We start from the raw sequence: 13,056 nt of genomic DNA, 5'->3' as shown, positions 1-13,056 counted from the left end.
GTTTTAGATCAAGGTCAAAAGATGGGGTTGCAATGCGACTGAATCACCAATGGGCTCATCAAACTCAATGATGATTCTTTGGAATAAGTCATGCCGGCTTTGAGCTCCGCGATGTTTGACCACGGTGCCTACGCGCCCGCTTGGGGTCTTCACTTTTGATCCAATGGGGAAGTCCTCCATGTCTAGACGATCAATCACGCCCGCAATGGCTTGATTAGTTTGCATTGGACTTCTCCATGGTTTCCTGGCGTTTACGTAGTTCGGCAAATATTCGGGTTTTGAAGGAATCGTAGCTTTCAGAGCCTTGGGCCTTCATCGAGAGCTCCCTGCCTTTGGCGTCTACGCCCTCATTGGATTTCCACCAAGCGTCTTCATCGGCTTTGGGGGTTTCCAGTTTTTTTCGCGCCCCCTTGAGAATGGCCAAGACATATCCTGCATTGATCGGGGTTGGGTTTGAGATTTTCATTCGGGTTTCCTTTGCTGTCGCGATAGCCTCTGCCACCTCGGCTTCCGTTACCCCGAGATTGACGATGTCCCGAATGCGGTAGTCATCTACGGCTATAGCTCTGCCCTCCTTGCTGATCATGGTTGCAAAGCTTTTATATTTTTCAATACGCCCCTGAAAAACTTTTTCTTCGTCAGCTGGAATGGGTGGTCCTTGGGGAATTTTTTCCTTTTCACCCCCATTGTTTTGTTTGCCTGGTGTATGGAGATTGGTTACTGGTGACTGGTGTTTGGTGTCTGGTGAGCAATGCGTTCGCATTGCGTTCGCATTGCGTTCGCATCCTTTATTGGGGGTGATTTCGGGTTGAGATTCGTCCGATGGAAATGATTGCCACCTCCCTTCTGCACTACGCCTGGCTTTAAGTTGTTTGTCTTTGAAGCGGGCAATTTCATGGTCACAGCGCTCTTGTCTCCAGCCATCATCAGTAAGGGTAAAAAATTCATTGAGGATCGAGACAACTGCATTTTTTTCCTCTTTTGATCGTGCGTTGATCAATCTTTGTACTAACTTGATTTCGATAGGTAACGGTTTTTCTGTGGCGTAGTACTTTCTGATGAGGCGACTGTAGGTTGCGTCCTCTATGAATGTAAGATGCGCAGTCGCTTCTGCGTAATCTCCAATGTGGTGCTCGTAGTAATTCATCTCAATCTGTCTCCGTGTAGTTCTTTTTCTTGCGCGCAATATTTTTTGCAAGGGATGAATCTAACAATCGGAAAGCGTATCGTCAAACGCGTTTTTTCTGTATTTTTCTTTAATTTATTTATTCATCAATTCGCTGTCATCCATGTTTGAGATATTCGTGAGAATGATTTTCTTTATCTGAAGTGTTTATTGATCTACGCGTGTCCACCAACCTCTTTGCGCTATCAGAATCTTCTGACAAGGCTGTAGCCATTTATTTATATGGCTTGTGTCACTTCTATGAATAAATATTTTTTTGTAGTCAAAAATTAATATGCGTCTTCAAAGTGGGTATTGACATTTGATTGACCACCAAAATTTCATTGACTACATTGCACTTCAGCAGCACACAAAAACGATTCATAACAAAACATAAATGGAGATTAAATTTAATGATGGCAATTCGCTTATACAGCTTGTATCGCTCGTATGGATACACAAGAATGAGTTCTGCAAAGATGGCTTTGCAGGTTTATCGTAAAAATGTAAAACGCGCCCGCTAAGGAAATGATCATGAATGACATCACATCTAGAGATATGAACGTGACCTTAATGCGCATTCCTCAAATTCTGAAAATGATGCCGATTTCTAAATCCAAGTTTTGGCTCATGGTGCAGAAAGGTGAATTTCCAAAACCGATCAAAATTGGTAGGTCATCCTTTTGGACGTTTGAGCAAGTTCAGACGTTTATTAAGGACAAAGCGGAGCATCGGAAAATTTGATAATGCAGTCACACGAAGGGGTGACTGCATTATGAACACAGTCACCTTCCATAAAAAGCTAAACTTAGTCATGCTCAAAGTAAAAAGAGAAAATCCGTGCATTTTTTATATTCAAAAACTTAACTAATTTCTGCGAATTGAAATTCGACTCTCTAAACCATGCCCACTAAAATAGAACCAAAAACTTGTCCAGGCTGCGGTCGACTAACCCCCCTTGAAGAACAAATCAAACGAGTATCCCGAAGCAGCGGCAGACAAACAATTTCATGGAGGTGTAAATCTTGCGAGAAAAAGGTTATAAGGTCGAAACCGAGCTAGCAAAAATTTACCAAGCGATAACTAATAGATATTGGCGCAGTAGATAATTATCTTCATGAATCTCAAGATAGATTAATCAAAATAATTTCATCAGCAATTTCCTGGCGAAGGACATTTAAACTCTTAATTTTCATTTCAAGCTTGTCACATAGTTCCATCAGCTCATTCACAGCCAGAATGATTCGATCTTGCTCCATAAGTGATGGGAAGACTATGGGCATCATTGCTAATTGCCGCAAGTAAATACCTTTTTGAGCGGTCCCCTTACCATTCTCAAGGTAGAAGTTCATCCAAAATGGCGCTCCCAGCAGTAAGCGTAGAAAGTCTGGATTGAGACCTGTTTTAATCACTGCCACACTCCGCTGCAAAGCAAACTTAGGGGCATTCTTTGGCACAACAGCCGCCCTACCAATTGAGCCAACAATTGTCAGCAAAAGATCGCCTGCTTGAATTTTAGTTCTAGTATTTTCAGCTGCATACTCTTCAGGCGCAATGTACCTCGATGGCGCATCAAAATTAATTGAACCAAAATTAACATTTTGACTGCTTAGCATTGGAATCCCGGAGCCATTATCTTTAGGCGGATTATGTGAACCATCGGTAATTTTTTCGGCAATCTCGCCTAATCGCGTCCTAACCCAATTTCTCGCAAGATGTGGGAGTGACTCAGAGTCATCTAATTCAGGCAGGCTTTTAGATCTCCCCTTTATTGAATTGATTTTTTTCTCTGTTAACTTCAAATATAGTTGGTATGCGGCATTTGACTCACTGTCACCATCTACCAACCTTCCGCTAACCGCAAGATCAAGGATTAATTCACGTAATTTTGAAATGCCATAAACTGCACCAGAATTAAAGGTTGCAGGACCTTTGCTATTTCTTACCTCTTCACTCGCCTGAATCCATACATCTAAGTGCTCAAGCAAAAATTGCTGCATGTCACTAAAGCCACGAGAGCCATCAAATGCCTTTTTAAGATAAGACTTAAGCTCCTCCCCGAGGTTTTTTATATCATCTCTTAATGATCTATAAACCAACAACATCTCCTCCGGATTTCTTACCTCAACCCCTCTTATGTGTGGATTTTTAAAATCAAGATTAAAGTTTTTAGCTTTAATCTCTTCAATATTGATTTTCCAACTTGCTGAGCCTGCTATGCGCGTCCTAAAGTCATCCTTCTCAAAACCCCACCATGCCTTTTCTACGTCAAACTCCTGGAGCTTCATAGGCTTTGTTTTGTTATATGCTTTTACATTTAATGGCAAAGAGTGCTCGTAAAACCAGATATCTTTTGTTGGCGCCCCCTTCGTAAAGAATAAAAGATTGGTCTTGATGCTGGTGTAGGGGCTAAATACACTGTTAGGAAGCCGAACAATCGTATGAAGATTACATTCTTCCAAAAGCCTTTCCTTAATGCGAGTCTTAATGCCTTCGCCAAATAAGAAACCGTCTGGCAGAACAACTGCAGCGCGCCCACCGGGTTTAAGCATCTGCATAATGAGCACCAGAAAAAGATCAGCTGTTTCCCTTGTTCTGAAGGCTGCTGGAAAGTTGGTTTCAATTCCATCCTCTTCCATTCCACCAAATGGCGGGTTGGTTACCACTACATCTACTCTCTCTGATGGACCCCAGCTAATGAGCGGCCTTGCTAACGTGTTGTCATGACGAATATTACTTGGCACGTCAATACCATGAAGAATCATGTTGGTTGTGCAAAGCAAGTGTGGCATTGGTTTTTTCTCAATACCGAAGATGCTTCCTTGCAGTTGCGCCTCATCTTCTAGTGTTTTGACATCTTGTTTTCTGATGTGTTCAATTGAGCATGATAAGAATCCACCCGTTCCGCAGGCTGGGTCCATTACCTTTTCACCAAGACGCGGATTAACCATCTGCACCATGAATTCAGTTACAGCTCTTGGGGTATAGAACTCGCCTGCATTACCGGCTGCTTGGAGATCTCTCAGAAGCTGCTCATACATGTCGCCAAACAGATGGCGCTCTTGGGCTTTGTTGAAATCCACGCCCTCTTGAATCTTATTAATCACCTGGCGAATCAACTGCCCGGACTTCATATAGTTATAAGCATCCTCAAATACCGAGCGAATAACGTAAGCACGTTGATCCCCGCCTTTAGCCTCTAGGTTTTGAAGTGCTGGGAATAGATCATTGTCCAGAAATTGCTTTAGCTCATCGCCAGTCATGCCTTCAGCATTAGCCGCCCAATTTCTCCAGCGATACTTTTCAGGGAGCGGAGACTTGTATTTATCCTGAAGCAATTCCCACTCGCTCTCACGATCATCAAAGATCTTCAGGAAAAGCATCCACACCAATTGACTCAAACGCTGGGCATCACCATCAACACCCACGTCTTTGCGCATGATGTCTTGGATTGATTTAATAGTTGAACTAATACTCATAAGTGGTAATGCCTATCTATTGGGGTGTTGCTATGAATTTTAGGCGTAGAGCTGGTTTTCTAGCTCATGCAATGCAGCTATATAGCCTGGCTTACCGCCAAAGGCTGATACAAGTTCGCTGGCTGTGCCCATTTTACTAAATGGGTCTAGGGTCAGAATCTTGATATCGTCAATATTCTCGATGCCAGTGTCTGCGTATTTTTCTAGTAAGGCCTCAAGAACCTTGCGAGCCTGTTCGCCATACTTGGTGAAGTAGTTACGCTTTTTGACTTGATCTGCACGCTCCCTACGAGTGAGTGCAGGCTGGTCAAATGCTACATGGCAAATTAAATCGAAAGCATCGCAGTCTTTATTAACTTCGATCGCCAATGCCTCTAGTAAAAGGCCATGCTCTTCTAGCTCTTTAATAACTGCAGCCTTACGTTCTGCAGAAGTCCATCTCTTTAGAAATTGATCCAGCGTTGAATAGTCTTTTCGCACTGCTTTACGGGTGTAGTCCTTTAAGGACTCTGTAATCAACTTGCCTTCGGGTCCGTAATACTGAACCCGCTCGGCAATAACCTGAACCTCTACATCACCCACAAAGTATTTAGCTCTCACACCCTCTGGTCCAGGAGGAAAGCCAGGGGGTTCTGGAGGAACGGGCGGCTCAACTCCGGGAGGCGTTGGCGGCTCCACCGGAGGAACCGGGGGATCATCAACCCCAGGCTCATAGATAACAATTGGCGGACCATCAAATGCTTCATCGGCAAAAAGCTCAGTAGCCTTTTTAAAGTCCATGATGGTGAACCAGTACTTGTCGTAATCTTCGTTAATTCGGGTGCCGCGCCCAATCATCTGCTTGAATTCCGTCATGGACTTGATATGTTGATCAAGCACAACTAGCTTGCAGGTTTGCGCATCTACACCAGTAGTCATTAGCTTAGAGGTTGTAGCAATTACTGGGTAACGTTCTTCTGGGTTAATGAAGTTATCAAGCTCAGCTTTACCTTCTTGCTCATCACCGGTAATGCGCATAACGTATTTACGATTTTCTTTGACTCGCTCTGGATTTAAATTAACCAAGGCTTGACGCATGCGCTCTGCGTGATCAATGTCATCACAAAATACGATAGTCTTAGCAAATGGATCAGTAGCCGTTAAGAACTCAGTGATTTTCTTTGCAACTAGCTCTGTACGCTTTTCTAAGACCAGGGTTCGATCCATGTCGTTCTGGTTGTAGATGCGATCCTCGATTAATTGACCACGTTTATCTACCTGTCCAGCGCTAGGTCTCCAGCCTTGGAGATCTCTATCGATATCAATACGAATGACTTTATACGGGGCAAGGAAACCATCTTCAATTCCTTGCTTTAGTGAGTAGCTATAAACAGGGTCACCAAAGTAAGTAATGCTTGATATTTCTTTGGTTTCTTTTGGTGTAGCTGTTAAGCCAATGTGTGTGGCAGAAGAAAAGTAATCCAAGATTTCACGCCAAGCTGAATCCTCAGAGGCGCTGCCGCGATGACACTCATCAATCACGATCAGATCAAAGAAGTCTGGCGAGAACTGTTTGTAAATGTTTTTTTCTTCATCGTTACCAGTAACAGCCTGGTAGAGGGATAAGTAAATTTCGTAGCTCTTATCAATCTGACGTTTGCTGATCTTAGTCATTGCAGCGCCAAATGGCTTGAAGTCATTATTCTTGGTTTGATCTACCAGGATGTTGCGATCAGCTAAAAATAGAATGCGTTTCTTTGTGCCAGACTTCCATAAGCGCCAGATGATCTGAAAAGCTGTGTACGTCTTCCCGGTACCGGTAGCCATTACCAGCAGAATACGATTGGCACCATTGGCTACAGCTTCGATTGTTCTGTTGACTGCATTGACTTGGTAATACCTAGGAGCGCGCCCAGTGCCATCGTCGTAATAAGGCATTTCTACGGTATTTTTTGCCTCAGGGGTATCAACACCCTTCCATCTGCAATAACGCGCCCATAGCTCTTCTGGCGACGGGAATGCGTCCAAAGAAAGCTCTTGCTCTACCTTATCCGCCTGGCCAGTTCGATCATGCATTAAGAATGCATCGCCATTTGAGCTAAAGACAAAAGGAACATCCAGCGTTTCCGCGTAATCAAGTGCTTGCTGCATTCCCGCGCCAACACTGAGGTTGTTTTCTTTGGCCTCGATTACAGCGATGGGAATATTGGATTTGTAATAAAGGACGTAATCTGCGCGCTTTTGCTGTCCGCGGGTATGTAATTTGCCGCGGACAATAATGCGGCCTTTAGTAAAACTTAATTCCTCGCGAATTTGAGTATGCAAATCCCAGCCTGCGCCAAGAATGGCTGGCGTAATGAATTTCGTACAAATATCTCGTTCGCTAAGGGATTTCTTGCTCATTCAAAAATGCCAAAAGTTATATATGTCCCCTAATAATATAAGGAAATCAGTCATTTACTGGCATTTTTAGGGTTTGCATACCAGGCTCACTATCTGAGCCTTTATAGGCATACACTTAAGTTGACACAACAGGGGAAAATTAATGAAGTATCAATTTTTTTTAGTCGCACTGCTCATTTCGGGGTTTGCCCATAGTCAGGCTATTTATGGCCCTAACGGTGAATACAAGGGTTATATACAAACCTCTCCCAATGGAGTGTCTAACTCTTACAGTGCAACTGGAGCATTTCAGGGGTCAGCTCAAGTGCAAGGCAACCAAACAAATTTCTATGGGCCTCAGGGTCAATATCAAGGAAATATCCAAGCACCGATTACAACTCCACCAAATACGACAATTGGAACACCCCCTCAGGTTATTCAAGCACCTAGCATCAAGGGTTGGTAATCAACCAATAAGGAAGTGATATGAATATTCAATTTTTGCCAAACTCCATATTTGATCCAATAACTATGTCTGTGTGTTTTAACGCAATAGTTGAAGGGAAACGCAAAAGAATCATAGTTAGCCAAGAAACGCTTCAAGATCATTTTGGCGCAAATAACAATCCGAACTTAGTTGCTGTTTTTGAGGCAAATAGACAGATAATTCAAAGGAAAGCAGTTCAACTAATTGAAGCTGGAATAGAGGGCGATGTCATTATTAAAACCAGCATGTTTGCTAATGTCTAATTTTTTTCTTACTTAATCTCTAATATCAACTCTAAGATTCGGTCCATAGAAGCAGCAATAGAATAACCAGAGTTAACTATTGCCCCCGATGATGTTGATCCAACGACTTGCGCAATTGCCGGCACATATTCAATTACAACTCCAATAATTTTGTAACGATACTCGAACCCATCCTGCTCTACTTCAACTACTGGTCCACCACTATTTCCAGGATATACGGGGCAATCAAGAACAATCGATCTAAGCGCATCATTAATTCCAGCAATAATTCCTGCGCGAAGTAGTGGCCGGGAATAGTCAAATTGCGGAAGATGCTGCAGCCCAATTGAGACTGGATAACCAAATACAAAAACATCGTTTGCAATAAGGATATCGGAGTAGTGCTTTATATTTTCAAGTTGTACCCCAATAATCCCCAGCTGAGATACTTGCTTTACAGCAACTCCCGAAGTGGTTGAAAACATGAAGGTATTTGAATCTACATCACCTATCTTCATAACCAATACATCAAGACTTAAATCAGATTTTAATAAGCCGTAGCTCTCAATCAAAGCAAGATCTATCGAAAGTATGTTTGAAACGGGGTCCTTTAAATTCTTTGAATACGAGGTAAGCTCGATTGCCTTTGAGAAGAAAGTGTTTGTGTCCTTATTAATAAGAACGTGCCTAGCGGTAACTAAATATATTGATTGATCTGAGTTGATATAGAAACCTGATCCACAAGATATCCCGGCAGTTATAAGAACTGGGTACGCTAGGTTGTCGTCTGGGATTCTTCGCATAATTTGTTTAAAGTCTATCTAGCTAAATCTTATACCCCAAGTAAAACTGCCAATAACAGGCAGGGAGTACAAATGGGGGTATTTTTGGAGATAGTCAGCTAAATTCGAACCTTTTTGGCCTCTTGCAAGTATCTGTATTTAAGACAAAATATGGTCATTAGTTCGATTGTCGCCAACACAATTCACCAATTGAAACATGGGCATCCCCTAAGGTTAAGCTAACAATCCAGCCAAAAAACTCAGGGGTAGCCATGGAAGTAATGCACTTATCAAAACCGTTTAGCGTTGATGTTTACAGCGACTTCAGAGGGAGTAAGCCGAGCCCCTGGGTAAGCATTGGGGAGTTTGGCAAGCTTGATGACGCAATCGAAGCATGTAAGAAGGTTGTGGACGACTTTCTTCAATCCCCCATTAACGCATTTATAGGCCCTGAGAGGCTCGAAACTGCTTTTTTGAGCTATGGGGATGTTCCAGCCATTAAAGGTGCCGAGAACCTGCCTTCCTTTGATATCTATGCGTATCTTGCCATGCGTTGCAGGGAAGTTTCCTATCCATCTGGATCCAATTCAATCCAAATCTAGACTATGTTTTGCTGGTGGGTAGAGTGGTGGGTAGAAAGCCCTCAAAAAGAAAGAGCCCCATGGATAGGGGCTCTCAGGGCACTACTGGCGGAAGAGGCGGGATTCGAACCCGCGGTAGGCTATTAACCTACGCACGCTTTCCAGGCGTGTGACTTAAACCGCTCATCCACCCTTCCGTACAGCCATGAATTATACGATTGCCGGAAGGGCTTTGCCTCAAATAGATATAAAGATGGCTTACAGAGACTCTTTGAGCTGATCCAAGATGTGGGGATTTTCCAGGGTTGAGGTGTCTTGAGTAACCTCTTCGCCCTTAGCAATTACACGTAAGAGACGGCGCATGATCTTACCGGAGCGGGTCTTAGGCAAGTTGTCACCGAAACGAACATCCTTCGGTTTAGCGATTGGGCCGATTTCTTTGCCAACCCAGTTACGCAATTCAGTAGCAACCTTCTTAGCCTCTTCTCCAGTTGGACGACCACCTTTGAGAACTACGAAGACGCAAATGGCTTCGCCGGTCAACTCATCTGGACGACCCACCACTGCAGCTTCAGCAACCAATGGATTAGCCACCAAGCAAGATTCGATTTCCATCGTGCCCATGCGGTGACCGGAAACGTTCAACACGTCATCGATACGACCGGTAATGGTGAAGTAGCCAGTATCTTTATTACGGATTGCGCCGTCACCTGCTAGATACAAAGTGCCACCCAACTCTTCTGGGAAATAAGACTTCACGAAACGATCAGCATCATTCCAAATCGTACGAATCATCGAAGGCCATGGACGCTTCACAACTAAGATACCGCCCTGGCCGTTAGGAACATCAACACCAGCCTCATCCACAATCGCTGCCTGAATACCTGGCAATGGCAATGTGCATGAACCTGGAATCATGGGTGTAGCACCTGGCAACGGTGAAATCATGTGACCACCTGTTTCGGTTTGCCAGAAAGTATCTGCAATTGGGCAGTTGGAATTACCAACATGCTCGTAGTACCACATCCAGGCTTCTGGATTAATTGGCTCACCTACAGAACCCAAGAGACGCAGTGAGGATAAGTCATAGCTTTTTGGATGCACTGCTTCATCGTTGCTGGATGCTTTAATCAATGAACGAATCGCGGTTGGTGCGGTATAGAAGATAGATGCTTTATGTTTTTGGATCATGTCCCAAAAACGACCAGCATTTGGATATGTTGGCACACCTTCAAATACGATCTCCGTAGCGCCGACTGCGAGTGGGCCATACGTAATGTAAGAGTGGCCTGTTACCCAACCAATGTCAGCAGTACACCAGAACACATCATTAGGCTTAATGTCAAAGGTCCACTTCATTGTGAGAATAGCCCACAAGAGGTATCCACCAGTAGAGTGCTGCACACCCTTTGGCTTACCGGTTGAGCCAGATGTGTAAAGAATAAATAATGGATGCTCGGCGCTAACCCACTCTGGCTCGCATGTCGTTGCCTCATTCGCAACGATCTCTTGCATCCAAACGTCGCGACCAGCCTGCATAGTGACATCAGTGCCAGTACGCTTGCTTACGATCACATGCTTGACCTTAGGACACTCACCAGTAGAGAGCGCTTCGTCACAAATTGCTTTTAGTGGCAATGCTTTACCGCCGCGGAACTGTCCATCAGCAGTAATCACTGCAACCGCACCGACGTCCATGACGCGATCACGCAAAGCTTGAGCAGAAAATCCACCGAACACTACCGAGTGGATTGCGCCGATACGCGCGCATGCCTGCATAGCAACAATGCCTTCAATCGTCATTGCCATATAAATAATGACGCTGTCGCCAGACTTAACTCCCATGTTGCGCAGCGCATTCGCCATTTTGCAAACGCGCTCAAGCATTTCTTTATAAGTGACTTTAGTAACGGTACCGTCATCGGCTTCAAAAATGATGGCAGTCTTGTCACCCAACCCGGCCTCAACTTGGCGATCTAAACAGTTATATGAAGCATTAGTTGTGCCATCTTCAAACCATTTATAGAAAGGCGCTTTGGATTCATCTAAAACCTTTGTAAATGGCTTTTTCCAATAGAGGTTCTCTTTAGCAAGGCGACCCCAGAAACCGTCGTAATCTGAATTGGCTTCAGCACAGAGCTTGTTATAAGCCTCCATACCTGGAATTGCCGCACTCTTTACAAAGTCTGCAGGTGGGTTAAAAACGCGGTTTTCTTGCTTTAATGGTTCCATGCTTCACAGCCCTCTATCTAATAATCAATAATCTAAAATCAACAACAAATGCGAGAAAATGTCGCAAAATGGCATATTTAGAGTCTCAAGACCTTAGAAGATAAGTGAAAACACTTGGGATTTGCTCTATGGCAAACCCTTAAAATAGGGCAAACCTTACTAATAATGTGGAAATAAGCAGATAACCATGACCAATATCAAACAAAACGACCTGATTCAAAGCGTTGCGGACGCATTTCAATTCATTTCCTACTACCATCCCAAGGACTTTATTACCGCCATGGGCAAGGCTTATGAATTAGAGCAAGGTGAGGCGGCCAAGGATGCTATTGCGCAAATTCTGACCAATAGCCGGATGTGTGCAGAAGGTCACCGCCCCATGTGCCAAGACACTGGTATTGCGGTTGTTTTCTTAAAAATTGGTATGAACGTTCAATGGTCAGATGCCACTATGAGTGTTTCCGACATGGTGAACGAAGGCGTGCGTCGCGCCTACCTCAATCCAGACAATATGTTGCGCGCATCCGTTCTAACGGATCCAGCAGGCAAACGCAAAAATACTGGCGATAACACCCCTGCTGTGATCCATTACGAAATCGTCCCGGGCGATGATGTTGAAGTCATTTGCGCGGCTAAGGGTGGTGGCTCTGAAAACAAAGCCAAGATGGTCATGCTAAATCCTTCAGATTCAATCGTGGATTGGGTTCTGAAGACCGTGCCTACCATGGGCGCAGGCTGGTGCCCTCCTGGCATCCTCGGCATTGGTATTGGCGGCACACCAGAAAAAGCCATGCTAATGGCCAAAGAAGCCTTGATGGGTCCTGTTGATATTCAAGAGCTCATTGAGCGTGGACCTCAAAATCGCGTTGATGAACTACGACTTGAGCTCTATGAAAAAGTAAACAAACTTGGCATCGGTGCTCAAGGCCTTGGTGGTTTAGCCACTGTGCTCGATATCAAGATCTTGGATTACCCAACGCATGCTGCTTCATTGCCAGTAGCCATGATTCCGAATTGCGCGGCGACTCGTCATATTCATTTCCATTTACATGGCGATGGCCCTGCAAAACTCGAAGCACCTTCACTCTCAGATTGGCCAGATGTCACCTGGACACCAGATGTTCAAAAATCCAAGCGCGTGAATTTAGACACCCTCACTGCTGAAGAAGTGGCTGGTTGGAAACTAGGCGAAACACTATTACTGAACGGCAAGATTTTGACTGGTCGTGACGCCGCTCATAAGCGCATTCAAGACATGCTCGCTAAAGGTGAAGAATTGCCAGTGAGCTTTAAAAACCGCGTAATCTATTACGTTGGCCCAGTGGATCCAGTACGTGAGGAGGCAGTTGGCCCAGCAGGCCCCACTACCGCAACTCGTATGGATAAATTTACTGAGATGATGCTTGCCAAAACTGGCTTGATCTCCATGATTGGTAAAGCTGAGCGTGGACCTGAAGCGATTGAAGCTATCAAGAAACATAAGTCAGCCTATTTAATGGCTGTTGGTGGCGCTGCCTACTTAGTGTCCAAGGCCATTCAAACTTCTAAAGTAGTTGGCTTTGCTGATTTGGGTATGGAAGCGATTTACGAGTTCGATGTCAAAGACATGCCAGTAACCGTTGCGGTGAATTCGGAGGGCATCTCTATGCACAACGAAGGTCCACACGAATGGCAAGCGAAGATTGCTGGCATTCCAGTCAAGATTGCTTAACACCCTAACAACTTCA

10 protein-coding genes, 1 tRNA gene and 2 pseudogenes are annotated in these 13,056 nt (G+C 44.3%); 5 read left to right on the top strand and 8 right to left on the bottom strand.

Annotated features, from left to right (window positions below; translation table 11 throughout):
- Positions 1-3: 3 nt before the first annotated feature.
- Both ICN37_RS03905 and ICN37_RS03900 read right to left on the bottom strand, forming a co-directional pair.
- Complete coding sequence (locus tag ICN37_RS03905) at positions 4-225, bottom strand: hypothetical protein (RefSeq protein WP_216155012.1); 222 nt, start codon at positions 223-225, stop codon at positions 4-6.
- Positions 215-1,147 carry a YdaU family protein gene (locus ICN37_RS03900; RefSeq protein WP_216155010.1) on the bottom strand — a complete coding sequence of 311 codons (933 nt, stop codon included), beginning with the start codon at positions 1,145-1,147 and terminating at the stop codon, positions 215-217. Before ICN37_RS03900 ends, ICN37_RS03905 begins: the two co-directional genes overlap by 11 nt.
- 552 nt (positions 1,148-1,699) lie before the next feature.
- Between ICN37_RS03900 and ICN37_RS03895 the strand changes: the two genes are divergently transcribed.
- Entirely contained in the window at positions 1,700-1,909 is a 210-nt protein-coding gene (locus ICN37_RS03895) for an AlpA family transcriptional regulator (RefSeq protein ID WP_216155007.1), read from the top strand.
- A gap of 380 nt (positions 1,910-2,289) precedes the next feature.
- On the opposite strand, the pseudogene ICN37_RS11515 reads toward ICN37_RS03895, so the two are convergent.
- The 3 genes and pseudogenes from ICN37_RS11515 to hsdR form a co-directional block, all read right to left on the bottom strand.
- A pseudogene (locus ICN37_RS11515) lies at positions 2,290-2,859 on the bottom strand (restriction endonuclease subunit S); the annotation flags it as partial.
- A 333-nt stretch (positions 2,860-3,192) separates the two neighbouring features.
- Positions 3,193-4,644: pseudogene (locus ICN37_RS11510) on the bottom strand (N-6 DNA methylase); the annotation flags it as partial.
- 39 nt (positions 4,645-4,683) lie between these two features.
- The gene (gene hsdR, locus ICN37_RS03885) at positions 4,684-7,026 is read right to left on the bottom strand and encodes an EcoAI/FtnUII family type I restriction enzme subunit R (RefSeq protein ID WP_216155003.1); all 2,343 of its coding nucleotides are present in this window, start codon (positions 7,024-7,026) and stop codon (positions 4,684-4,686) included.
- 142 nt (positions 7,027-7,168) lie between these two features.
- Here hsdR and ICN37_RS03880 point away from each other — a divergent pair, with 142 nt between their 5' ends.
- Together ICN37_RS03880 and ICN37_RS03875 are read left to right on the top strand one after the other, a co-directional pair.
- Positions 7,169-7,471: a hypothetical protein gene (locus ICN37_RS03880; RefSeq protein ID WP_216155001.1), complete on the top strand. Its 303-nt coding sequence runs from the start codon at positions 7,169-7,171 to the stop codon at positions 7,469-7,471.
- 20 nt (positions 7,472-7,491) lie between these two features.
- Positions 7,492-7,755 (top strand): DUF1488 family protein, encoded by a 264-nt coding sequence (locus ICN37_RS03875; protein WP_216154999.1) that lies wholly within the window; start codon positions 7,492-7,494, stop codon positions 7,753-7,755.
- 8 nt (positions 7,756-7,763) lie between these two features.
- Here the strand turns inward: ICN37_RS03875 and ICN37_RS03870 are convergent, their stop codons facing one another.
- Positions 7,764-8,537, bottom strand: a complete 774-nt coding sequence (locus tag ICN37_RS03870; protein WP_216154997.1) for a serine protease — start codon at positions 8,535-8,537, stop codon at positions 7,764-7,766.
- A 251-nt stretch (positions 8,538-8,788) separates the two neighbouring features.
- Between ICN37_RS03870 and ICN37_RS03865 the strand changes: the two genes are divergently transcribed.
- Positions 8,789-9,118 (top strand): hypothetical protein, encoded by a 330-nt coding sequence (locus ICN37_RS03865; RefSeq protein WP_216154995.1) that lies wholly within the window; start codon positions 8,789-8,791, stop codon positions 9,116-9,118.
- A gap of 85 nt (positions 9,119-9,203) precedes the next feature.
- On the opposite strand, the gene ICN37_RS03860 is transcribed toward ICN37_RS03865, so the two are convergent.
- A tRNA-Ser gene (locus ICN37_RS03860) sits at positions 9,204-9,294 on the bottom strand.
- A gap of 61 nt (positions 9,295-9,355) precedes the next feature.
- Positions 9,356-11,329: an acetate--CoA ligase gene (gene acs, locus ICN37_RS03855; RefSeq protein WP_216154993.1), complete on the bottom strand. Its 1,974-nt coding sequence runs from the start codon at positions 11,327-11,329 to the stop codon at positions 9,356-9,358.
- A gap of 187 nt (positions 11,330-11,516) precedes the next feature.
- Between acs and ICN37_RS03850 the strand changes: the two genes are divergently transcribed.
- Positions 11,517-13,040, top strand: a complete 1,524-nt coding sequence (locus tag ICN37_RS03850; protein ID WP_216154991.1) for a fumarate hydratase — start codon at positions 11,517-11,519, stop codon at positions 13,038-13,040.
- Positions 13,041-13,056: the final 16 nt, after the last annotated feature.

This window comes from Polynucleobacter sp. P1-05-14 (genome assembly GCF_018881675.1).
Classification (GTDB): Bacteria; Pseudomonadota; Gammaproteobacteria; order Burkholderiales; family Burkholderiaceae; genus Polynucleobacter.
Note: the sequence above shows the minus strand (reverse complement) of the source record. Positions and strands in the feature narration are given on the sequence as shown.